The following is a 21277-nucleotide window of genomic DNA, read 5'->3' on the forward strand; positions in this document are numbered from 1 at the left end:
GTCAGCGAAGCGGCACGTTCCGGGTCGCGAGCACGGGCGGAACGATCGGCCGCGTCGGCGTCGCCGCAATGTCGCGCGCGGCGGCTTCGAGCGCCTCGGCACGCGCCTTGGACGATCCGTGCGTGCGGCTGCGGAACAGCCCGCCGTCGATGTCGCCCCCCTTCTCGCGCCAAAATTTCGGCGCGGACATCGGGTCGTAGCCGGCGTTGGCGAGAAGGTAGATGCCGAGCAGGTCGGCCTGGTCCTCGGTCTCGCGGATCAACCGGCCGTTGCGCCCGAACTCCGCCAGCATCCCGCGATTGATCTTCACCGCGTCGAGCCGCGCACGGTGGCGCAAGATGTTGTGCGACAGTTCGTGCGAGACGATCACCGCGATCTCCGCATCGCTATAGCCTTCGAAGAACTTCTCGCCGATCTGCACGACCGATCCGTCCGCGCTGGCATCCAGCCCGCTGCCGAGCAGAATCTCGAACCGCGATCGACATCCGACGACGGGCTTGATCGCGACCGGAACGCGCTGCCCGTCCCGCAGCAAGGTCATCCGCACCGGCTGCGCAACCGGAGCATTCGCGATTGCCGCTTCCGCCGCATCTCTTGCCCCCGCATTCTCCGGCGCGTCCGTAGCCGGTAGAGCAGGCTGGGCTTTGCCATCGATTTCCACGATCGAATCGTTCGCGCGAACCCCGGCGCGATCCGCGGGAGCACCGGCAACGACCGCCTCGACGCCGATCGTCGCGCCGAATCGGAACGTCGTCGCGGCGACCTTGCGCGCGGCAGGCGCATATTGCGTGAGCGCGTGGATCGGCATGCCGATCTGCGGCTGGAGCTGGTCGCAAAGCGCGGCGTTCGCCGTCGTCAGGCGGTAGGCGATCGTCGCAAGCCGCAGATCGGCGGCGCGCAATGCCTCGAAGAACGCAGGCCGGGGGGCATCGTCCGCAGGTACGGCATCCGCGGGCGACGTCGCCGCGAGCATCAGAAGCGGCAACAGGCGGAGGGTCATGGGCATCGACATAGCTACCCCTTAGCCATCGCCGACCCCCGCGTCATGCCGTATGGCCGTGCCCCGAGTGCGCTCTATCGTACACGTGATCGGGGGATGCGTTGCGACGGGTTGCGTTACGCCTTAAGCGACCACACCTTCGATCAGGCCCCGTACATGTTTTCCTCCCCATCGATAGCAGCATGATTTCAAAGCTTTTCAAGTCCCGCAGCGTTGCCAAGGCTAACCTCCCGGCCATCCCCGCCGGTCGACGCGTTTATGCGGTCGGCGATATTCATGGCTGCGCCGACCTGCTCGACCAGTTGATCGGCCTGATCGAAGCCGATGAGATTGCCCGGGGGCCGGCGGAAACGACGCTCATCTTCCTCGGCGATATCGTCGACCGTGGGCCGGCCTCCGCCGCCGTCATCGATCGCCTTCGGGGACTCGACGCGACACGGTCCGACGTTCGCTTCCTGCTGGGCAATCACGAAGAGATATTCCTCGGCGCGCTCGACGGCGAACCCAAGGCGCTCCGGCTGTTCTGTCGGATCGGCGGGCGTGAAACCATCCTGAGCTACGGCATGGACGCCGCCGAATACGACCAGCTCGATTACGAGGCGTTCTCGCGGCGCATCGAGCAACTCGTACCCGACGAGCATCAGGAATTCCTGCGGGCGTTCGAGGACATGATCGTGATCGGCGATTATGCCTTCGTCCACGCCGGCGTACGCCCCGATACGCCACTCGACCTGCAGCGAACCTCGGACCTGCGCTGGATCCGCGACCCGTTCCTCGATCACCGGTCCGCGCTGGAGAAGATCGTCGTCCACGGGCACACGATGACCGACGAGATCGAGCGACGCAGCCACCGGATCGGTATCGACACCGGCGCCTATTCGTCCGGTCGGCTGACGGCGCTCGGACTCGAGGGGACCGAGACCTGGACGCTGCAGACCGCCTCCGTGCCGGAAGCGCACTGACCGGCCTGCCGGGAATATCTTACAGTCGGCAAACTGCCACTTCTCCCGTGATTGCAGATCGCTATAACGAACGGGCAGCGGCGCGTGTTGCGCCGCGGCAACAGCGCGGAACACTTTGCGCGGTTTTCTAGACCTCGGTTGCCTTGGTGGTGGTTTCATGCCAATGCCAAGCTGACGAGCACAAAGGGAGTTTATTATGCGTCTTGGGAAGTATCTCCTGACCGCAGCAGCAGCCACGATGGCAGTTGCTCCGGCCATGGCAGCACCGGCCAGCCTGTCGGTTGCTAAGTCGGTTCGCTCGGGTTCGGTTTCGGCTGACAAGAACGAGCTCGCTGGCGGCGGCATCATCGTTGCGGTTCTCGCGGCAGCTGCAGTTATCGCCGGTATCGTTATCGTTGCTGACAACGACGACGATTCGGACAGCAACTAAGTCTTACGACTTTAGTTCGAGAAATAGCGGTCTTCGGGCCGCTATTTTTTTGCCTGCTGTATAAGGCTCACAGAAGTTCGAGCTTCTGCGACTCGCCGAGCACCGGCACGAATGCCGCGTAGTCGCGGGAGGACTCAGCCTTCCGATGCTGCACGGCAACAGCGCCGCGCCAGCCACCAATCGAACAGACACTCCCCTCCGACATTCTGACGACTGTCCGGATTGAGCGCCATCGTGCAGTGCTGCCGCGCACCGACCGCCAGCAGCATGACGAGACCGTTACGCGCCACAGGGCTGCGCCACCGATCCGCCCCGAGGATAGACCTTGCCAGACACCATAAACGCAAAAAAACGCGCCAGCAGCGAACCGCGGGCGCGTTTTGCACGTCTCGACTATTAAGCGATACGAGCGACCAAGTTCCCCGTATCGCTCGCGCACCCGATTAGGGCTGCTGCTGACCCGGAGCGCCGCCCGGCATAGCACCCGGCGCGCCGCGCCCCATCTGGGCCTGCGCCTGCATCTGCTGCACGACGCTCTGCGGCAGGAAGTCGAGCAGCTCGACGTCGAACACCAGGGTTGAGTTCGCCGGGATCGGCCCCGTCGCCTTGTCGCCATAGCCAAGCGACGGCTTCATCCAGAAGCGATACTTCGAACCCTTCGGCATCAGCTTCAATGCCTCGGAGAACCCAGGCACGACACCCGTCACGGGCATCGGCGTCGGCTGCTGCGACTTGTCGAAGGTCGTGCCGTTCAGCAGCTTGCCCTCGTAGTTCACCAGCGCCACGTCTGCATCGGTCGGCTTCGCTGCGCCGGGCTTGCCGGGCGCGATCACCTTGTACTGCAGACCGGACGCCGTCACGACGACACCCTTTGCCCGCGCATTGCGTGCCAGGGGATCGTCGCCCTGACGTGCCAGCGCGACGGCGGCGATCAGCGCCAGCGCGATCCCCACCCAGAGATAGACGAGGTAGCTGCGCTTCGTAGGCTGCAGCGGCACTGCGGTGACGGTCGACATCGGATCAGGCCCCGGTCATCTGGTCACGCCGGAGCGCCGCGCGTGCCGTTGGAAAGCAAATAGGGGTGCCGATCACGACACCCCCGAACCTATCGGCCTACCCGTTCGCCGGGCGTGGCCGACCAAATCTTACCGTGCGCCGTCGCGCTCTGCGCGCTTGCGATCGAGCTTGCGCGAGCGACGGATCGCTGCTGCACGCTCGCGCGCACGCTTCTCGGACGGCTTCTCATAGTGCCGGCGCAACTTCATCTCGCGATACACGCCTTCGCGCTGCAGCTTCTTCTTGAGCGCGCGGAGTGCCTGGTCGACGTTATTGTCGCGTACGATGATCTGCATAAACCCGTTAAGCTCCGGTCGAATAGATTTTTGCCGTCGCGAATAGGTCCGCGCCGCATGAACTGGGCCCCCTATCAGGGGAGGGCATGCGTTTCAAGGCTGACGTTGCGACGCCACGCGTCGCGCAGACCAGTCGCAATGGGCCCGCAGGTCTCGCGGACACCTGGAGTATCTTTGCGAGACCGCTCCGGCGTCGCTAAGAGCGGCGCATGACCCGCACTCCCCTTACGCTATATAACAGCCTCACACGACAGATCGAGACGTTCAAGCCGATCGATCCGACCGATGTCGGCATCTATTCCTGCGGCCCGACGGTCTACAATTACGCGCATATCGGCAATCTGCGCGCGTACGTCTTCACCGATACGCTGAGCCGCGTGCTGACGTGGAAGGGCTATCCGCTCACCCACATCATCAACATCACCGATGTCGGGCACCTGACCTCCGATGCCGACGTCGGCGACGACAAGATGGAGGCCGCGGCGCGCGCTAGCGGTCAGGATATCTGGGCGATCGCCAAGCACTATACCGATGCCTTCAAACGCAACCTCGACGACCTCAACATCCGCCCACCAAGCAAATTTCCGCTCGCCACCGATCACGTCGAAGGCATGATCGCGTTCGGCAAGGCGATCGCCGACAAGCATTGCTACCAGCTCGCGGACGGCCTGTACTTCGACACCTCGACCGTTCCCGACTACGGCCGCCTCGCCCGTTCGCAGGACGATGCGGGCGAGAGCCGTATCGATCCGGTCGAGGGCAAGCGCCATCCGCAGGACTTCGCGATCTGGCGCACGTCCGCGCCCGGCGACAACCGCCAGATGGAATGGGATTCACCCTGGGGCCGCGGCGCGCCCGGCTGGCATCTCGAATGCTCGGTGATGAGCAAGCAGTATCTGGGCGAGCATTTCGACATCCACACCGGCGGGATCGATCACCGCGAGATCCACCACCCCAACGAGATCGCGCAGAACCAGGCGCATTGCGACTGCGCGGATACCGGTGCGAACATCTGGATGCACAATAATTTCCTGGTCGAGCGCTCGGGCAAGATGTCGAAATCGGGCGGCGCGTTCACCACGCTCCAGACGCTGGTCGACCGTGGCTTCCACCCGCTCGCCTACCGCCTGATGTGCCTCCAGGCGCAGTACCGTAGCGAGCTGGAATTCTCGTGGGAGAATCTGGCGGCGGCACAGACGCGCTTGAAACGGCTCGCGATGACCGTCGAGACGCTGCGGGCGCGGCAGCCGGGCGGCCCCTCGGGTAGCGCCTTCGCCTATCGTGAACGGCTGGATGCGGCGATCTCGGACGATCTGGGCACGCCGCGCGCGCTCCCGATCCTCGACGAACTGCTGGCGGACAAGCGTGTCGCGCCGGCGGACCGCATCGCGGCACTCATCGATTTCGATGCTGTGCTCGGGCTCGATCTCGCGACGATCCGTCGGGAGGACCTGCGCATCCGACCCGTATCGGCGACGATCAACGAAGCGACCATCGCCGAACACCTTGCCGCCCGACGCGACGCACGGGCTGCGAAGGATTTCGAGCGATCCGATACGATCCGCGACGAGCTGGCGGCCGCCGGCGTCGAGGTGATGGATGGCGATTCGCTCGGATGGGACTGGAAGATCCCGGTCGAGGCGACTGGCACGCCTTGACTTGGTGGGCGGCCGAACGATGTTCCTCGGATGAAAGCCGTCCTCCCCGCCGCCGCCCGCCCTCTCCTCGAACCGCATCTGCCTGCGGACCTCGAAGCCGTCTGGTTCGCCAAGCCGGAGGAGGCCAACGCGATGATCGCCGATGCGGACATCGCGTGGGTCGAGATGCAGCCGACCGAGTTGGTCGCAGACGCGATCCGCAAGGCCGGGCCCAATCTCAAATGGGTTTCGACGATCTATGCCGGGCTCGATGCGTTTCCGCTGGAGACGTTGCGCGACAATGACGTCACGCTGACCAACGGCGCCGGTATCAACGCCGTTGCCGTCGCCGAATATGCGGTGATGGGCGTGCTGGTCGCCGCCAAGCGCTTCGACACCGTCGTGCGCGCGCAGGATCGCCACGAATGGCTCAAGGATGCGCCGGGCAAGGTCGAACTGGCTGGCACCAAGGCGCTCGTCATCGGCTACGGCACGATCGGCCGCATGATCGGCGACCGGCTGGCTGCGTTCGGCGTCGACGTCACCGGGGTCACGCGCACCGGCCGCGAGGGCACGATTACACCCGACGCGTGGCGCGACCGTCTCGACGATTTCGACTGGGTTATCCTCGCCGCGCCCTCGACCGGCGCCACCCACGCGATGATCGGCCGCGATGAACTCGCGGCGATGAAGCCGTCGGCATGGCTCATCAATATCGCCCGCGGCGACATGATTGACGACGACGCGCTGATCGCCGCGCTGACCGATGCCATTATCGCCGGCGCAGTCCTCGATCCGACCAACCCGGAACCGCTTCCTGCCGAGCATCCGCTATGGTCGGCGCCCAACGCCATCGTCACTATGCATCTTTCCGGCCGCAGCCAGACGACGATGTTCAAGCGGGGGGCAGCGCTATTCCTGGAAAATCTCGGAGCCTTCCTCGCAGGGACGCCGATGAAGAACGTCGCCGACCTCGACGCAGGCTATTGACCGTTGGTAGCCCCTGAGCTGCGATTGTAGCTCTTGATGCCGCGGCGGCGCAGCTTGTCGGCGCGGCGACGGCGCGCGGTGATGATCAGGACCGGTACGGCAATCACCATTCCGCCGGCGATGATCGAAAACGCGATGATGATACGCATGGGCATGTCCATCTGTTGCCCATGCCAAATGGACAGTGATGACGCCATAATTTTTTTAGAACGGAAATGACCGGACCGGCCTGCCAATACTGATCGCAGCGCCTTCAAGCTTTACTTCGTTGCGCAAAAAGGCGTTTTCGCGCATTGCCATCGTCACAATTCACCAATCGGACGACATGATATGGCCGCGAACTGGGCCCCCGACAGCTGGACACGTCACGAAGCGCGGCAGCTCCCCACTTATCCCGACGCAGCAGCGCTGACCGCCGCGACCGACCAGCTCGCGACCTTTCCGCCGCTCGTCTTCGCCGGTGAAGCCCGCAACCTGACCGCGTCGCTCGCCGAAGTCGCAGCCGGCAAGGCGTTCCTGCTGCAGGGCGGCGACTGCGCCGAGTCCTTTGCCGAGCATAGCGCGAACAACATCCGCGACACGTTCCGCGTCATTCTCCAGATGGCCGTTGTACTTACCTTCGCATCGAAGCTCCCGGTCGTGAAGCTTGGCCGCATGGCGGGTCAGTTCGCCAAGCCGCGCTCGACCGATACCGAGACGATCGGCGGCGTCGAGCTGCCGTCGTACCGCGGCGACAACGTCAACGATATCGCCTTCACCGCGGAATCGCGCGCGCCCGACCCTCAGCGGATGATCCGCGCCTATTCGCAGTCGGCGGCGACGCTCAACCTGCTGCGTGCATTCGCACAGGGCGGCTACGCGAACCTGCATCAGGTTCACCGCTGGACGCACGACTTCATGGGTCGCAGCCCCTGGTCGAAGAAATACGCCGAGACCGCGGACCGGATCGGCGAAGCGCTTGAGTTCATGGCCGCCTGTGGGATCGATCCCGAGACCGTGCCGCAGCTCGCGCAGACGCATTTCTACACCAGCCACGAGGCGCTGCTGCTCCAGTACGAGCAGGCGCTGACCCGGCAGGATTCGCTGACCGGCGACTGGTACGACACCAGCGCGCATTTCCTCTGGATCGGGGATCGCACGCGGTTCGAGGGCTCCAGCCACGTCGAATACCTCCGCGGCATCGGCAACCCGATCGGCATCAAGTGCGGCCCGAGCCTGGAGCCCGACGCGCTCTTGCGGATGCTCGACACGCTCAACCCTGGCCGAGTCCCCGGCCGGATGACGCTGATCACGCGCTACGGCTATGACAAGATCGAGGCGAACCTGCCCCGCCTCGTCCGCGCTGTGACCCGGGAAGGCCATCCGGTGGTCTGGAGCTGCGACCCGATGCACGGCAACGTCGTCAAGGCCGCCAACGGCTACAAGACGCGACCGTTCGACCGCATCCTCGCCGAAGTCCGCGGCTTCTTCGCGGTCCACCGCGCGGAAGGCACGCACGCGGGCGGCATCCATGCCGAGATGACCGGGCAGAACGTGACCGAGTGCACCGGCGGCGCGGTCGACGTGACCGAGCAGAGCCTTGCCGATCGCTACCACACGCACTGCGACCCGCGCCTCAACGCCAGCCAGAGCCTCGAACTCGCCTTCCTGCTGGCCGAGATGCTCAACGAGGAAATGGCCGAGCGCAAGAAGGTCGCCGCCTGATAAATATGCGGGCGCCTCAGGAAAGTGCGGCAAGCGTCTTGACGCCTGCCGCCGCCTTCCGTAGACGCCCGCATCTGCTAACGGCCCCTTCGTCTAGCGGTTAGGACGACGCCCTCTCACGGCGTAAGCACGAGTTCGATTCTCGTAGGGGTCACCAGCTTCCCAGCCAGCAAGCCGCATCGATCCGATCGCCGCTGCGCTGCACCTCCCACATCGCCAAACTCTGGTGCCGATCGACGGTCCTCGTTTGTCGCCGCGTTTACTCGCGTCCGCATCGGGCCGACGATGCGACAATATCGGCAAGTCATGCGCTTCCTCTGATATGGATATAGTCCGCTCGACACCCTCCGTTTCGGGCCAATCCCCAGTTGTCGCATATCCCGAACAAGATCATTGCTGCGTGGCAGGCGGGGTTTTGGGATAAGCCCCTTGTCTCAGGCGATGATCGAATAGCATTCGGCCGCCAACCGCTTCACGGTCCCAGCCTTTACTGATCACATATACTCGAAAGTATTTCGAGGTTCATCACTCGGCGCACCTTCACGTGCCGCCGACTGCGGCGACCTGTGTTCGGGGCGGATGCCCGCATGATCGCCTGATCGCTCCGGATCATCCGGCAACAAGGAGAAGGCGCTATGACTGGTTATGCTCAGAACTATCTCGGGGGGCTCGTTCAGCAACGCCATGGCGGCGGGAGCCCGGTCAATGTCGGTTGCGCGATACTGGCGGGTACGATCGTCTGCACGATCGGTGCAGACGCGGTTGTCGCCGGTCTCGGCGCTCGCGCCAGCGCCCCCGGATGCAAGGACGTGATGTGGACCGCAGGATGCACCTTCGGCGGGCCGCAAGCCGTCGCGGCAGAGTGCGGGAATGTACTGACCACGCTCGCCTGTACGCTTGGCGCACAGCAGAAGGGCGCTGCCAGCGGCTATGGTGCGGATTGCGGCAACGTGCTCACCACCCTCGCCTGTACGCTGAAGGCTCAGGGTCCCGCGGCGGGCGATGCCATGTGCGTCACGCTGGTCACCGCACGACCGACCTGGTGCGCGCCGATCCCGGCCGGCGCAGGCGGCGGCCTGCAAGCTACGGACTGCAAGCACGTCATGTGGACGGCAGGCTGCACCTTTGCAGGCCAGCAGCAGGGCGCCGTCGAATGCGTGCAATTGGCGGCAAAGACGGTCTGCACGATGGGCGCGACGCAACCCGCCGCGGCGGTCGACTGCGGCAACGTGCTGACGACGCTGGCCTGTACGCTGGGCGCCGAGCAGACCGGTTCGGCCGATGCGGAGCCCGGCTGCAAGGATGTGTTGTGGACTGCCGGGTGCACGTTCCAGGCTACCGAATCGGTCGCGGATTGCGGACATGTCCTGACGACCTTGGCCTGCACGCTGCTGGCCGTTCCCGACGAGAGCGTCGCGACGACGGACTGCAAGCACGTCATGTGGACGGCGGGCTGCACCTTTGCCGGCCAGCCGCAGGTCGCCGAGGTCGAACTCGATTGCAAGCACGTGATGTGGTCGGCGGGCTGCACCTTCTGATCGATCGTCGAAGCCGCCGGCCCCTCGCGGGTCGGCGGGCTGCACCTTCTGATCGATCGTCGAAGCCGCCGGCCCCTCGCGGGTCGGCGGTTCTTCGCACTTTTCCTCGCATATGGCAGGCCGCATGGACCCGATCGTCACCCGCAATCTCGTACGGTATCTGACCGGCAAGGGCCTGATCGACCGCGCCGGGATCGTCGATGGCGGCATGGTCCTGACCATGAGCCGCAGCCGCAACCGGTTCGTGATGCTCAAGCAGCGGAACGGCCCGGCCTATTTCATCAAGCAGGCGATCGAGAGCGAACCCGGCACGCGCGAGACGATCGCGCGGGAAGCGGAGGTCTATCGCGGCGCGTTCGGCGACGAGCGCCTGCGCCCGTTGCGCGATCTGCTGCCACGTTTCCGACTCTACGATGCCGAGCAGGGCATACTCATCAACGATCTCATCCCGAACAGCGAGACGCTGACCGCCGTGCATAAGAAGCTCGGAACCTGTCCGGTCGATCTCGCCGCACGGCTGGGGATGGCATTATCCGCCTACCACGCGATCCGTTTCGTCGAAGGCGCGCCGCAAGCCGCGCTGTTTCCGCAACAATCGCCCTGGATCCTGCGCCTTCACGGCGAAGCGGACGTGAGCAGCATGCGACGGAGCCCGGCCGCCTCGGCGCTGGTCGACATCCTGCTCGCCGCGCCAGGCGCGCGTGCGATGCTCGGCGCGCTGCGCGACGGGTGGAAGCGCGATACGCTGATCCATACCGACATGCGCTGGGAGAATTGCCTGCTCGCGCCCAAGGGCGACGCGCTGGCCGACCGACGTTTGTACGTCATCGACTGGGAGCTGGCCGATATCGGCGACGCAGCCTGGGACGTCGGCAGCATGCTCCAATCCTACCTCGCCTTCTGGATCGGCTCGATGCCCGCCGGAACGGATCCCGCCGCGCTGTTCGCGGGTGCCACCGTGCCGCTCGCGACCGTCCAGCCTGCGATCGCAGCATTCTGGACCGCGTACATCACCGCCAGCGCCGCCTATCGCGACGACGCCGCGGATTTCCTGACGCGGTGCATCGGCATGATGGCCGCGCGGATGATGGTCACCGCGTTCGAACGCAGCGCGTGGAGCCAGGCGACCGATCCCACCGCGATCCTGCTCGCGCAGACCGCACTCAACATTCTCGCCGATCCGGGCCGGGTAGCGGAGGAATTGCTCGGTATCGTCGACTCCGCACCAGATGCACGCCACCAGGCGATCGCGGCGTGACCGGCACGGCGATCGACCTCGGCGCGTTCGTCGCGGCACTGCGGATCGGCGACGACGGCGCGATCCTGCTCGACGACAGTCCGGTGGGGCGCCTGAGCGGCCCCGCGACCGAAGGCGCGCTGGCGACCGCGTTGATGCCCGTGGTGTACGAGCACGCCTATGCCCGCGTGTTCCCGCAGGACGATGCCGCCGCCATTGCACCAGAGCCGGTCGACCTGACGGCGGCACTCGAACGCGCCAATACCAGCCGATCGCGCGCCGAGCAGGGCTGGATCTTCAGCGGCAGCGACACCAACGGCAGCGTGATCGCCATGCGCCATGGCCGCACGCGCCGGTTCGCGCCCGGCCAGTTCCTCGCCGTCGACGGTGTGATGCCGATGCGCAGGGGAAGTCCGCTGGCGGTGCAGATCGCGGGCGGCTCGACCACCGCGCAGGCCGGCTTCTACTACGCGTTCGGCGAAGCGTTTCGCGACGTGAACGATCTTGCGCCGATCGTCCGCTTCTACTGGAACGTCCGGATCGGCGGCGCGGTCGACCTGGTCGCCGGACTGACCACGCTGCTCAACCGCTACCGCATACCGTTCGATTTCAAGATCGTCGTCCGCAGCGCCGACTACGTCCGCCGCGACAATGCGGTGCTCTACGTGGCCCAGCACCTGTTCCCCGCGGTATCGACGGTCCTCCTCGCGAGCTACCCGGCCTTCGCCGCGTATCTGGACGCGCCGGTGCCGCTGTTCGCGAGGCAATTGGCGCCGGGACTGGGCTTTGCCGAGGATCCGGGCAACCGCGAGAGCTTCGGCATGGCGCGCAGCCGACTGGTCGCGCAGGCACTCGCCGCCTCGCGCACCGAGAGCGGGTTCGGGGCTCCCGTGTTCGCCGAAACGCTGGCTCGCAAGATCGCGGAGGCAGGCCTGCGCGCCGACGCCCTGCACCGCGGGTTCTACACGGGCTTTCTCGGCATCGGCTACGCCGCGATGGAAGCCGGAGCCGCGCTCGATCGCGAGGATCTGCACGCACAAGGTCTGGCGATGGTCCACCGCGCCGTCGCGCTGTGCCCTGAGGGTCGCGTCGCGATCGACGTGATGTCCGGTAATGCAGGGACGATCCCCGTGCTGCTCGCGCTGGGCGCCGCGCACGCCGCGCCATCGCTGACCGAAGCCGCGATCGTCGCCGGGGAACGGTTGCTCGACGCCTCGGAACGCAGCGACCGCGGCCTGTCCTGGAACGCGATGGGCGAGATGGCCGAACTGGTCGATCTCTCCGGCTTGGCGGACGATCTGGTGGCCGACTTCCGTGCGCAACGCCGCCCCAATTTGACCGGGTTGTCGCACGGTGCCGGCGGCGTCGGCTGGGCCTTGCTCGAACTTGCCGCCGTGTCCGGCGACGATCGGTTCGGAGCGGCGGGGCGCGCGGCGTTCGCCTATGAGGATAGCTGGTTCGACACCCCGAGCGATCAATGGCCCGATCTGCGCAGCCACGACGCGGACAAGCCGCTCGGTGTCGCCCCCGCCGCATGGTGCCACGGTGCAGTCGGTATCGGCCTCGCCCGCATCCGCGCCTTCGAACTGACCAGTGACGCGACGATGCGGCCGGCGATCCAGTCCGCGTTGCGGATCACTGCGCGATCGGTGATCGGCCAGCTCGCCCGCACCAGCTGCAACTACTCGCTCTGCCACGGCGCGGCGGGTGATGCCGAGCTGTTCCTGAGCTGGGCCCAGGCCAGCGGCGATGCCGAGGCGCGAACGCTCGTCGATGAGATCGCCCGACACGGTATCGATACCTACGCCACACCCGCCCGCCCCTGGCCATCGGGAACGCCGGGCGCCAGCGAGTCGCCGAGCCTGATGCTGGGGCTGGCAGGCACGGGGCATTTCTACCTCCGCGCCTACGATCCCAAAGCGACGCCCTCCGTCCTGCTACTGACACCGCCTGCAACCCCGCGTATTCCGACGGCACTCGCAGCGTAAGATCAACCGAGTTACTTTTCTGCTAACTATTCTCAATAGCCTTGATCTGCGTTTCACGAGCCGATAGGCGGTGGCGGTGAAGTCGCCCCAATCTCTCGCGTCCCAAGCGTCCGCAACATCAGCGGCGGCCATCAAGCGCAAACGCAAATGGCGGAGCTGGTGGCTCAAGCAGTTGCACAACTGGCACTGGATCAGCGCGGCCTTGTCGCTGACCGCAATGCTGCTGTTCGCGATCACCGGCATCACACTCAATCATGCGGCATCGATCGGTGCCAAGCCGGTGGTCGTCGAGAAAAGCGGCATGCTGCTCCCATCGCTTCGCCGCATGCTGACCGCACCGCACACGCCAGACACGCCTCTACCCGCACCCGTCGCGAAAAGCGTTGCGGCCACGGTCGGCCTCGATCCCGCGGGCAAGTCGGTCGAGTGGTCCGACACCGACGCCTATGTCGCGCTGCCACGCCCGGGTGGCGACGCCTGGGTCAGCATCGAGCGCGCGACCGGACGCATCACCGCGGAAACAACCGACCGCGGCTGGATCTCGTACCTGAACGACCTCCACAAGGGGCGCAATGCGGGCGCGGCCTGGGCGTGGTTCATCGACATCTTCGCCGGCGCCTGCATCCTGTTCACGCTGACCGGACTGCTCCTGTTGCAGCTTCACGCGCGCCATCGGCCGACGACCTGGCCGATCGTCGCCGCCGGGCTTGCCATTCCCGTCCTGCTTGCCATCCTGTTCGTCCATTGAGGGGTTCTGCCATGCGTCCTACCGCGTTGCTGTTGTTTGGCGGGGCGATCACCGCGCCTGCGCTGTCGTTGCCCGCCAGCGCCGCGCCCGCGGGCACCGTCACGATCACCATCCCCCGGCTGAGCGTCGCGGAATATCACAAGCCGTATGTCGCGGTCTGGCTCGATCCGGTCGGCGGCGGCGCGCCGCGCACGCTGGCGGTCTGGTACGATCTGAAGAAGCGCGGCAACGATCCCGGCACCAAATGGCTCGCGGACCTGCGCGCATGGTGGCGCAAGGGCGGCCGCAGCATGACGATGCCCGCCGACGGCGTCAGCGGCGCGACGCGTGCGCCGGGCCAGTACACCATCCCGCTGCCCGCCGACGTTAAGCCCGGCCAGTATGTCCTCAACGTCGAGGCTGCGCGCGAGACCGGCGGCCGCGAGCTCGTGTCCGTACCGCTTACCGCCGGAGCCCGCACCACGGGCAAGACCGAGCTCGGCGCCGTCGCCATCTCCGCCCGCTAAGGATCGCATCATGAAGCCTTTTGTTGCACGCCTGATGGCCGCCGCCGCGCTGTTGTCGATCCCCGCCGCACTATCGGCGCACCGCATGTGGCTGTTGCCCTCGGCCACGGTGTTCTCGGGGACTGATGGCTGGGTGACGGTCGACGCCGCGGTCTCGAACGACCTGTTCTTCTTCGATCACCAGCCGCTCCGCCTCGACGGCATGAAGGTCTGGCAGCCCGACGGCAGCGAAGGCGCATTGCAGAACGGCGCGACCGGCCGCTATCGCTCGGTATTCGACGTGAAGCTCGACAAACCCGGCACGTGGAAGATCGGCACGCAGATGTCCGCCGTCATGGGCAGCTTCAAGGTCGACGGCGTCGAGAAACGTCTCGGCGGTCGTCGCGGTCCGCCCCAGCCGAACGCCCCCGCCCCGCTGACCGTCGCCGACATCCCCGCCAACGCGACCGACGTGAAGGTTACCGAGGTATCGGGTCGCAACGAGATCTTCGTAACCGCGGGCGCGCCGACCACCACCGTCTTCAAGACGACCGGCAAGGGCCTCGAGTTCGCGCCGATCACGCATCCCGACGAACTGGTCGCGGGCGAGACCGCCAAGTTCCGCTTCCTGGTCGACGGCAAGCCCGCGTCCGGCCTGAAGGTCACGGTGATTCCCGGCGGCAAGCGCTACCGCAACGATGAGGGCGGACGCGAGCTGACCACCGGGGCGGACGGCGTGTTGAGCGTTTCGTGGCCGACCGCCGGGATGTACTGGCTCAATGCGACGCTGACCGACGCCAAGGCAACCACCCCGCGCGCGACCGAGCGGCGAATGAGCTACGTCACGACGCTCGAAGTCCTCACGCCCTGAGGCGTCCGGGTGTGAGTTTGGCGGCATGAGGATCGCGCTGCCTCTGACGATCAACGCCGCGGCGTTCGGCGCGCGCGATCCGTCGGCGGTGGTGCTCGATCTCCACGGCGAGACCATGGGGACGTCGTGGAGCGTGCGCTTCGCTGCGCCCGCCGGCACCGATCCGTCGTCGATCCGCGCCGCGATCGTCGCGCGGCTGGCCGGGCTCGTCGCGGAGATGAGCCACTGGGCACCGGACTCGCTCCTGTCCCGCTTCAACCGGTCGCCTAGCGGCACCTGGACGACGCTCCCACCCGACTTCGCACACGTCATGACGCGCGGCCTCGCGATCGCCGAGATAACCGGTGGCGCGTTCGATCCGGCGATCGGCAAGCTCGTCGATGCCTGGGGTTTCGGCCCCGTCCCCGTCGCTTGCCCCCCGAGCACACCCGAAATCGAGACGGCGCGCGCGACATCGGGTTGGTCCCGGCTCTCGTTCGCCCCCACCGGCGCACACCTCCGCCAACCCGGCGGTACCGCGCTCGACCTGTCGGGGATCGGCAAGGGCCACGCGGTCGACGCCGTCGCCGACCTCTTGCACGACGCCGGCATCCCGAACGCACTGGTCGAGATCGGCGGCGAACTCGTCGGTCGCGGGATCAAGCCGGACGGCGATCCCTGGTGGGTCGACCTCGAGAGCCCCCCAGGGCTGACACTCCCCCCGCTTCGGATCGCGCTGCACGGCCAAGCAGTAGCGACCTCCGGCGACTACCGCCGCGGCGCGCACACGCTAAATCCCCGCACCGGACGTCCGATCGACACTGCCGTCGTCTCCGCCAGCGTCATCCACGAGACCGCGCTCGACGCCGACGCTTGGGCAACCGCACTCACCGTGCTGGGGCCGGACGGCCTCGACCTCGCCAACGCCAACGGCATCGCCGCCCGCCTCGTCACCGAGATCGACGGCACCGCGCAGGAGTACCTGTCGCCTGCCCTGTCGGCGATGCTCGAAGACTGACCACCACTGTCATTCCCGCGGAGGCGGGAACCCATATCGGCAAGCCTCACGATACGATCATGAACTTTCCGAGGGTGAGCATTTCCGTCGGCGCAGCGATCAAGCCTGCACGAGACCAGCCTTCGCAAAGTTGGGACGCAAGAGCATGCCCGCTCCACCCCACGACGCTACCCGATCCAGCCCTCGTGCGTTACCAAAGCCAATGACCGACGCGCTCCCCCCCGCCATCCCCGCCGCGACGCTCGTCATCTTCCGCGACACGCCAGCCGGCCCCCCGGAACTGCTGATGGTCGAGCGTGCCAAGGCGATGGCGTTCGCGGGCGGCGCCTTGGTATTCCCCGGCGGCCGCGTCGATCCCGGCGACCATGCGCTGGCGGCTCTGCTCGGCCACCCCGACGACGAAACCGCCGCGCGCATCGCCGCGATCCGCGAGACGATAGAGGAGGCCGGCCTGCCGATCGGCCTGTCCCCGATGCCCTCCATCCATGCCTTCGAGCAGTTGCGCGCCGCCCTTCACGCCGGCACCGCGTTCGGCGAAGCATTGGCGGACGCAGGCACATCCCTCGACCTCGAAACGCTCGAGTATTTCGCCCGCTGGCGGCCAGCACACGCCCATGCGCGCATCTTCGACACGCGTTTCTATCTCGCCCGTCTGCCCGCCGACGCCCCCGCCCCGCGGGTCGACGAGACCGAAAACGTCCGTCTGTTCTGGGCCACCGCGGCGCACATTCTCGCCGAGACCGATGCCGGACGCGCGACGATCATCTTCCCGACCCGCCGCAATCTCGAACGCCTCGCGCAGTTCACGGATTTCAGTGCCGCGAGCGCTGACGCCCGCGCGCATCCCATCCGCACCGTCACGCCGTGGACCGAGATACGCGACGGCGTCGAGCATCTCTGCATCCCCGACGACCTCGGTTATCCGATAACGTCGGAGCCGATGTCGGACGCGGTGCGCGGCTGACATGCGCGCGGTCCGAAGGACGATCGGGTGGCTGGTGGCGCTGGTCGTCATCGCGACGCTCGCGCTGATGCTGTGGGCTAGCCTGCGTGGACGGCCGCAGGACGTCCCTTGGGCGCCGCTCGATCTCGGCCAGCCGATCGGCCTGTTCACGGGCCGCAAGCTCACCGCGCTGACCGAGGATTTTCCGCAATGCCGCGCGCTGCTCGACCGCGCCGGCGTCCGCTACACCGTCCTGCCGCCGCGCAAAGGCGAGGGGCAATGCGGCTATGCAGACGGCGTGCGCCTGACCGGCGGTGCTCGAAAAATTGCCTTCGCACCTGCCGGGTTGGGCGTCGCCTGTCCGGTCGCCGCGGCGCTGGCGATGTGGGAATGGGACATCGTCCAGCCTGCCGCCGAACGGCACTTCGGCACACGCGTCGCGACGATCGATCATTTCGGCAGCTATAGTTGCCGCCGTATCGCCGGCAGCCATTCGAGCAACTGGAGCGAACACTCCACTGCCGACGCGGTCGACATCGCCGGTTTCCGCCTGACCGACGGCACCCGCATCACCGTTGCGCGAGACTGGAAAGGCGACGATCCCAAAGCCGCATTCCTCCGCGAAGTCCGTGACGGCGCATGCCAGCTGTTCGCGACGACGCTGTCCCCCGACTACAACGCCGCGCACGCCGACCACCTGCATCTCGACCAGGCGAACCGTGGGTCGATGGGATGGCGTGCGTGTCGGTGATCCGATCCCCCTCGTTACCCCCCCCCCGGCGAAGGCCGGGGTCCAATTGGGAGACCTGGCTAAACGAAGGGGTGCGCATCGTTACTGCGACCTCTCCAATTGGGCCCCGGCCTTCGCCGGGGTGGATAACGCCCTGACAGTCCGCCTCGCTACCCGCGAGATTTCAGCTCGCCAAGGTCGTCCCCGAATCCACCTTCTCGACCCAGTACGGGAAGAACGCCGGCTGCCGGTTCGACCAGCCCGACGCGGTCGCCGCCGCCTCACTGATCGACTGGAGCAGCTTCCGCCGCAGTTCCGGATGCAGATGCGGCAGCGCCGCCGCCGCGCAGAACGCCGACGGCAGCCACGGCCGGACCTCCGCCCCGATCAACCGCTCGTACAGGAACCGCAACGCCGAGAAACTCGTCAGCCGCCCCTGCCCCAGGTCGAACGCAACCAGCGTCATCAACGGCGCCAGGAACGGCTCGATCGCGTCGAGCCCGCTGTCGTCCGGCACCATCGCGCGCAGATCGGGGAGGTTGTTGTACAGCCGCGCCTGCGCCCGGATGCTTGCCGCCTCGACCACGTCGCGCGACCAGCGCTGCATCGCGTCCTCGCGGTCCAGGCCTACATCGAGCGAACGCCGGATATACCGCTGCGTCGAACTCGGAAAAGCCGCGAATTCCTTCATCTCGGCGAGGGTCATCGACCCCTGTGCCGGTTTCATTCTGGAAGCCATGTCGTCACCCCGCTCTCGTCAAGGAACCGGCAGACTATGCGCTCGGATGGTTAACAACGACCCTATCGCGCGTCATCTTTCCGTAACACCAAGCGACCATGAAAGCTGTTGCGCTGCAACAAGGCTGCGACGAACCGAACGAAACTAAGCGATTTGATCGTCTTGCGAGGCGTTTGGGCAACAAAAAAGCGCCGGTCTTTGCCGACCGACGCCCGTTCGTTGAGCAGATGCGAGGGTTACGCCTGCTTTTCGCGCAACGCCCGCTCGGCATCCTCGTCATAACCCGACGACTTCGCCGGCTCGGTACCAGACCCCGGCTGCGTTGCCGAAATCGGATCGCTGCCGTCCATCGACTCGTCGAGCCCGTTGTCGAGACGCGCGTCGGCGCTGTCGGGATTCTTCTGCAGGCGCTTGCCGATCGACTTGTCCTGGCCCGCTTCCTGGCGCGGATCGCGACCCGAACTCTTGCCCTCGGCATCCTTGTCGTCGGGCGCTACGGACAGGCTATCCAGTGCGCTCTTGTCTATGTCAGTCATTGCGACGTCCCTTTTTAATCTTGGCGATGACCAACGGTCGAAGTGCGCTTTGTTTCCCGCGAGGGGCTCCGCGGAACGGCTCAATCCAGCGGTGTCACCTTCACCGTCTGCTCCCACAGATACGCCTGCCCGAACACCGTCATGAACGCGATATCGGTCGCATCGCGCCCGACGCAGACCCGCGCGATATCGCTGCACGTCGCCATCTTCGTCGCATCGATCAACCGCCAGTCGCCTGCCAGCCACAGCTCCGCGACCGCATGGAAGTCGGGCGGATCGACACCCGGTGCATAGGCCGACACGCACCGAGCCGGGATCCCGCCCGCCCGCGCGAGCGACACCAGCAGATGCGAATAGTCCCGACACACCCCAGACCTGGAAGCAAACGTATCGAGCGCGGTCGTCTCGCCGCTGCTCGATCCACAGCGGTAGTCGAGCGACTGGTACACCCACTCGGTCAGCGCCGCCGCGAGCGGACCGCCTTCCAGCCCCCCGAACTCGCGCGCGACGAAGCCCTCGAAGCGGTCCGACGGACAATAGCGGCTCGGCATCAGATACGGCGTCAGTTCGCCATCGAGCATCCGCGGCGGCGTCGCCGGGTACAGCTCGAGCTGCACGCGCTCGCGCTTCACCGCGACGATCGCCTTATACTCGGCCGTGAACCGCGCATGCCCGCGCGACCAGCAACGCTGGCCGATTCCATCTTCGCCGCGCACCGCCCGGATCGGACTGTCGGACCACAGGGTGAGGGACTCGGACTCGATCGTCTGGTCGGCCATCGCCGCCGCCTCGATTTGGAGGAGAACATCGGCATCCCCCGCAATCCCGTAATCCAGACGCACGTCGATCGAGAGCCGCATTGCGCGTCCCATTCCTGTCCCGAGGCCAAAAGAAAAGGGCCCGGCGGTGTCCCGCCGAGCCCTGCGTTCGTCACACCCTTAGCGGGAGTTAGTTGCGGCTGCTACCAAACAGACGCAGCACGAACATGAACATGTTGATGAAGTCGAGGTACAGGCTCAGCGCCGACATGATAACGACCTTGCCGACCATGTCCGTGCCGGCGACCTGCGCATACAGGCTCTTGGTACGCTGCGTGTCGTAGGCGGTTAGGCCCGCGAACAGCAACACGCCGACGCCGCTGATGACCAGCTGCATGACGCCCGACTGCAGGAACATGTTGATCAGGCTCGCGACCAGCAGGCCGACGACACCGATGATCAGGAACGTCCCGAACGCCGACAGGTCGCGCTTGGTGGTGTAGCCGTACAGGCTGAGACCAGCGAAACCGGCGGCGGTAGCGAAGAACGCACCCGCGATCGACGTACCGCTATAGACCAGGAAGATCGTCGACATCGACAGGCCCATCAGGACGGCAAAGCCCCAGAAGAGCATCTGCATCGTGCCGGTCGACATCTTGTTCTGGCCGTAGCTCATGCCGAACACGATCGCGAGCGGCGAGAACATGATGACGTACTTCAGGATGCCACCGCTCATGAACACCTGTGCGGCAGGCGACTCTGCGCCGCCCCATGCGAACAGCATCGCGACGATGCCCGTCAGCAGGACAGCCGAGCCCATGTAGTTATACACGGACAGCATGTACGACCGGAGACCAGCGTCATAGGCCTCGGTACGCTGGCCCGTGGCCGTCGTTCCGAACGGCGCGGCGCGGGGCCGGGGGTCAGACCAATTAGCCATTGTGAAATCAGCTCCTTTGTCCGGCATGGTGCCGGTTACGATGAATATCGTCTTTTACAGGACGCTTTTCAAGCAGAGTGGTTGCATCGGCATGGTGGTTCGCGGTTAACCTGCCGCAATCCATGATCCGCCTTTTCGTCGCCCTCCGCCCGCCGCCCGCTATCCGTCAGAGCTTGCTCGACATAATGGAGGGCGTCCCCGCCGCCCGCTGGCAGGACGAGGAACAGCTGCACGTGACGTTGCGCTTCATCGGCGAGGTCGAACGACCGGTCGCGGAGGACGTCGCGGTCGCTTTGAGCCAGATCGTCGCGCCAGTACCACGAGTGTCGCTCACCGGAGTCGGCCGCTTCGAGAAGCGCGGGCGGATCGATACGCTCTGGGCCGGCGTGACGCCTCACGAAGCGCTCGCCGCGCTCCACCGCAAGGTCGACCAGGCGTGCGTTCGCGCCGGCCTCCCCCCCGAACATCGCGCCTATCTCCCACACATCACCGTCGCGCGGCTGGCACGGTCCGCGGGCGTCGGGTTCGCGATTGAGGGCTGGCTCGCGACGCATGCCGCACTGTCGAGCGCGCCCTTCCCGCTACCCCATCTCGTGCTGTACCAGAGCCATCTCGGCCGCGACGGCGCGACGTACGAACCCGTCGCGCGCTGGCCGCTCGATAGCGGGGGTGGAACCTGAGCCACGGCGAAG

24 protein-coding genes and 1 tRNA gene are annotated in these 21277 nt (G+C 66.2%); 16 read left to right on the forward strand and 9 right to left on the reverse strand.

Annotated features, from left to right (window positions below; all coding sequences use genetic code 11):
* Position 1: 1 nt before the first annotated feature.
* Positions 2 to 1000: a M48 family metallopeptidase gene (locus IFT67_RS04440; protein WP_192145174.1), complete on the reverse strand. Its 999-nt coding sequence runs from the start codon at positions 998 to 1000 to the stop codon at positions 2 to 4.
* Between the two features lie 182 nt (positions 1001 to 1182).
* Between IFT67_RS04440 and IFT67_RS04445 the strand changes: the two genes are divergently transcribed.
* Complete coding sequence (locus IFT67_RS04445) at positions 1183 to 1962, forward strand: metallophosphoesterase family protein (RefSeq protein ID WP_192145175.1); 780 nt, start codon at positions 1183 to 1185, stop codon at positions 1960 to 1962.
* A gap of 196 nt (positions 1963 to 2158) precedes the next feature.
* A complete protein-coding gene (locus IFT67_RS04450) occupies positions 2159 to 2392 on the forward strand; it encodes a hypothetical protein (RefSeq protein ID WP_192145176.1) in 234 nt (77 codons plus the stop codon).
* Between the two features lie 134 nt (positions 2393 to 2526).
* On the opposite strand, the gene IFT67_RS04455 is transcribed toward IFT67_RS04450, so the two are convergent.
* From IFT67_RS04455 to rpsU, 3 genes are all read right to left on the reverse strand, one after another.
* Positions 2527 to 2682, reverse strand: a complete 156-nt coding sequence (locus IFT67_RS04455) for a hypothetical protein (protein WP_192145177.1) — start codon at positions 2680 to 2682, stop codon at positions 2527 to 2529.
* Between the two features lie 153 nt (positions 2683 to 2835).
* Positions 2836 to 3408, reverse strand: a complete 573-nt coding sequence (locus tag IFT67_RS04460) for an FKBP-type peptidyl-prolyl cis-trans isomerase (protein WP_192145178.1) — start codon at positions 3406 to 3408, stop codon at positions 2836 to 2838.
* A gap of 129 nt (positions 3409 to 3537) precedes the next feature.
* Positions 3538 to 3744: a 30S ribosomal protein S21 gene (gene rpsU / locus IFT67_RS04465; protein ID WP_055878578.1), complete on the reverse strand. Its 207-nt coding sequence runs from the start codon at positions 3742 to 3744 to the stop codon at positions 3538 to 3540.
* A gap of 209 nt (positions 3745 to 3953) precedes the next feature.
* On the opposite strand from rpsU, the gene cysS reads away from it, so the two are divergent.
* The gene (gene cysS, locus IFT67_RS04470; RefSeq protein ID WP_192145179.1) at positions 3954 to 5402 is read left to right on the forward strand and encodes a cysteine--tRNA ligase; all 1449 of its coding nucleotides are present in this window, start codon (positions 3954 to 3956) and stop codon (positions 5400 to 5402) included.
* Between the two features lie 30 nt (positions 5403 to 5432).
* Entirely contained in the window at positions 5433 to 6371 is a 939-nt protein-coding gene (locus IFT67_RS04475; RefSeq protein ID WP_192145180.1) for a D-2-hydroxyacid dehydrogenase, read from the forward strand.
* Here the strand turns inward: IFT67_RS04475 and IFT67_RS04480 are convergent.
* Complete coding sequence (locus tag IFT67_RS04480; RefSeq protein ID WP_192146641.1) at positions 6365 to 6520, reverse strand: hypothetical protein; 156 nt, start codon at positions 6518 to 6520, stop codon at positions 6365 to 6367. The two genes, IFT67_RS04475 and IFT67_RS04480, sit on opposite strands and share 7 nt — an antisense overlap.
* Before the next feature lie 181 nt (positions 6521 to 6701).
* On the opposite strand from IFT67_RS04480, the gene IFT67_RS04485 reads away from it, so the two are divergent.
* The 11 genes from IFT67_RS04485 (at position 6702) to IFT67_RS04535 (ending at position 17633) form a co-directional block, all read left to right on the forward strand.
* A complete protein-coding gene (locus IFT67_RS04485) occupies positions 6702 to 8075 on the forward strand; it encodes a class II 3-deoxy-7-phosphoheptulonate synthase (protein WP_056486578.1) in 1374 nt (457 codons plus the stop codon).
* Positions 8076 to 8157: 82 nt separating this feature from the next.
* Positions 8158 to 8232, forward strand: a tRNA-Glu gene (locus IFT67_RS04490).
* Positions 8233 to 8710: 478 nt separating this feature from the next.
* Positions 8711 to 9613 carry a hypothetical protein gene (locus IFT67_RS04495; protein ID WP_192145181.1) on the forward strand — a complete coding sequence of 301 codons (903 nt, stop codon included), beginning with the start codon at positions 8711 to 8713 and terminating at the stop codon, positions 9611 to 9613.
* A 112-nt stretch (positions 9614 to 9725) separates the two neighbouring features.
* Positions 9726 to 10871 carry a phosphotransferase family protein gene (locus IFT67_RS04500; RefSeq protein ID WP_192145182.1) on the forward strand — a complete coding sequence of 382 codons (1146 nt, stop codon included), beginning with the start codon at positions 9726 to 9728 and terminating at the stop codon, positions 10869 to 10871.
* Complete coding sequence (locus IFT67_RS04505; RefSeq protein WP_192145183.1) at positions 10868 to 12838, forward strand: lanthionine synthetase LanC family protein; 1971 nt, start codon at positions 10868 to 10870, stop codon at positions 12836 to 12838. The genes IFT67_RS04500 and IFT67_RS04505 overlap by 4 nt, the downstream gene beginning before the upstream one ends.
* Positions 12839 to 12914: 76 nt before the next feature.
* On the forward strand, positions 12915 to 13586 hold the full coding sequence (locus tag IFT67_RS04510) for a PepSY-associated TM helix domain-containing protein (RefSeq protein WP_342450555.1): 672 nt from the start codon (positions 12915 to 12917) through the stop codon (positions 13584 to 13586).
* A gap of 11 nt (positions 13587 to 13597) precedes the next feature.
* Positions 13598 to 14092, forward strand: a complete 495-nt coding sequence (locus IFT67_RS04515; protein ID WP_192145184.1) for a DUF2271 domain-containing protein — start codon at positions 13598 to 13600, stop codon at positions 14090 to 14092.
* Between the two features lie 10 nt (positions 14093 to 14102).
* Positions 14103 to 14942, forward strand: coding sequence for a DUF4198 domain-containing protein (locus IFT67_RS04520; RefSeq protein WP_192145185.1), 840 nt, complete (start codon positions 14103 to 14105; stop codon positions 14940 to 14942).
* A gap of 25 nt (positions 14943 to 14967) precedes the next feature.
* The gene (locus IFT67_RS04525; protein ID WP_244647159.1) at positions 14968 to 15939 is read left to right on the forward strand and encodes an FAD:protein FMN transferase; all 972 of its coding nucleotides are present in this window, start codon (positions 14968 to 14970) and stop codon (positions 15937 to 15939) included.
* Between the two features lie 202 nt (positions 15940 to 16141).
* Entirely contained in the window at positions 16142 to 16903 is a 762-nt protein-coding gene (locus IFT67_RS04530; RefSeq protein ID WP_192145186.1) for an NUDIX hydrolase, read from the forward strand.
* 1 nt (position 16904) lies between these two features.
* Positions 16905 to 17633, forward strand: a complete 729-nt coding sequence (locus IFT67_RS04535; protein ID WP_192145187.1) for an extensin-like domain-containing protein — start codon at positions 16905 to 16907, stop codon at positions 17631 to 17633.
* A 163-nt stretch (positions 17634 to 17796) separates the two neighbouring features.
* Here IFT67_RS04535 and IFT67_RS04540 read toward each other — a convergent pair whose 3' ends face one another.
* The 4 genes from IFT67_RS04540 to IFT67_RS04555 form a co-directional block, all read right to left on the reverse strand.
* Positions 17797 to 18351: a hypothetical protein gene (locus IFT67_RS04540; RefSeq protein ID WP_056065323.1), complete on the reverse strand. Its 555-nt coding sequence runs from the start codon at positions 18349 to 18351 to the stop codon at positions 17797 to 17799.
* Between the two features lie 236 nt (positions 18352 to 18587).
* Entirely contained in the window at positions 18588 to 18887 is a 300-nt protein-coding gene (locus IFT67_RS04545; protein ID WP_056051272.1) for a hypothetical protein, read from the reverse strand.
* Positions 18888 to 18967: 80 nt separating this feature from the next.
* Entirely contained in the window at positions 18968 to 19747 is a 780-nt protein-coding gene (locus tag IFT67_RS04550) for a transglutaminase-like domain-containing protein (RefSeq protein WP_192145188.1), read from the reverse strand.
* A gap of 88 nt (positions 19748 to 19835) precedes the next feature.
* Positions 19836 to 20585: a Bax inhibitor-1/YccA family protein gene (locus IFT67_RS04555; protein ID WP_056052897.1), complete on the reverse strand. Its 750-nt coding sequence runs from the start codon at positions 20583 to 20585 to the stop codon at positions 19836 to 19838.
* A 122-nt stretch (positions 20586 to 20707) separates the two neighbouring features.
* On the opposite strand from IFT67_RS04555, the gene thpR reads away from it, so the two are divergent.
* Positions 20708 to 21265, forward strand: coding sequence for an RNA 2',3'-cyclic phosphodiesterase (thpR, locus tag IFT67_RS04560; RefSeq protein WP_192145189.1), 558 nt, complete (start codon positions 20708 to 20710; stop codon positions 21263 to 21265).
* The last annotated feature ends 12 nt before the right edge of the window (positions 21266 to 21277 follow it).

The sequence above is a fragment of the Sphingomonas sp. CFBP 13728 genome, assembly GCF_014841895.1.
Classification (GTDB): Bacteria; Pseudomonadota; Alphaproteobacteria; order Sphingomonadales; family Sphingomonadaceae; genus Sphingomonas.

Bases quoted from the DNA above. Each gene is read 5' to 3' on its own strand.
- IFT67_RS04485 (WP_056486578.1), top strand. From the start codon at position 6,702: ATGGCCGCGAACTGGGCCCCCGACAGCTGGACACGTCACGAAGCGCGG.
- IFT67_RS04480 (WP_192146641.1), bottom strand. From the start codon at position 6,520: ATGCGTATCATCATCGCGTTTTCGATCATCGCCGGCGGAATGGTGATT.
- IFT67_RS04440 (WP_192145174.1), bottom strand. From the start codon at position 1,000: ATGACCCTCCGCCTGTTGCCGCTTCTGATGCTCGCGGCGACGTCGCCC.
- IFT67_RS04535 (WP_192145187.1), top strand. From the start codon at position 16,905: ATGCGCGCGGTCCGAAGGACGATCGGGTGGCTGGTGGCGCTGGTCGTC.
- IFT67_RS04450 (WP_192145176.1), top strand. From the start codon at position 2,159: ATGCGTCTTGGGAAGTATCTCCTGACCGCAGCAGCAGCCACGATGGCA.
- IFT67_RS04515 (WP_192145184.1), top strand. From the start codon at position 13,598: ATGCGTCCTACCGCGTTGCTGTTGTTTGGCGGGGCGATCACCGCGCCT.
- IFT67_RS04445 (WP_192145175.1), top strand. From the start codon at position 1,183: ATGATTTCAAAGCTTTTCAAGTCCCGCAGCGTTGCCAAGGCTAACCTC.
- IFT67_RS04550 (WP_192145188.1), bottom strand. From the start codon at position 19,747: ATGCGGCTCTCGATCGACGTGCGTCTGGATTACGGGATTGCGGGGGAT.
- IFT67_RS04530 (WP_192145186.1), top strand. From the start codon at position 16,142: ATGACCGACGCGCTCCCCCCCGCCATCCCCGCCGCGACGCTCGTCATC.
- IFT67_RS04555 (WP_056052897.1), bottom strand. From the start codon at position 20,585: ATGGCTAATTGGTCTGACCCCCGGCCCCGCGCCGCGCCGTTCGGAACG.
- IFT67_RS04500 (WP_192145182.1), top strand. From the start codon at position 9,726: ATGGCAGGCCGCATGGACCCGATCGTCACCCGCAATCTCGTACGGTAT.
- IFT67_RS04520 (WP_192145185.1), top strand. From the start codon at position 14,103: ATGAAGCCTTTTGTTGCACGCCTGATGGCCGCCGCCGCGCTGTTGTCG.
- cysS (WP_192145179.1), top strand. From the start codon at position 3,954: ATGACCCGCACTCCCCTTACGCTATATAACAGCCTCACACGACAGATC.
- IFT67_RS04495 (WP_192145181.1), top strand. From the start codon at position 8,711: ATGACTGGTTATGCTCAGAACTATCTCGGGGGGCTCGTTCAGCAACGC.
- IFT67_RS04540 (WP_056065323.1), bottom strand. From the start codon at position 18,351: ATGGCTTCCAGAATGAAACCGGCACAGGGGTCGATGACCCTCGCCGAG.
- IFT67_RS04460 (WP_192145178.1), bottom strand. From the start codon at position 3,408: ATGTCGACCGTCACCGCAGTGCCGCTGCAGCCTACGAAGCGCAGCTAC.
- thpR (WP_192145189.1), top strand. From the start codon at position 20,708: ATGATCCGCCTTTTCGTCGCCCTCCGCCCGCCGCCCGCTATCCGTCAG.
- rpsU (WP_055878578.1), bottom strand. From the start codon at position 3,744: ATGCAGATCATCGTACGCGACAATAACGTCGACCAGGCACTCCGCGCG.
- IFT67_RS04525 (WP_244647159.1), top strand. From the start codon at position 14,968: ATGAGGATCGCGCTGCCTCTGACGATCAACGCCGCGGCGTTCGGCGCG.
- IFT67_RS04475 (WP_192145180.1), top strand. From the start codon at position 5,433: ATGAAAGCCGTCCTCCCCGCCGCCGCCCGCCCTCTCCTCGAACCGCAT.
- IFT67_RS04545 (WP_056051272.1), bottom strand. From the start codon at position 18,887: ATGACTGACATAGACAAGAGCGCACTGGATAGCCTGTCCGTAGCGCCC.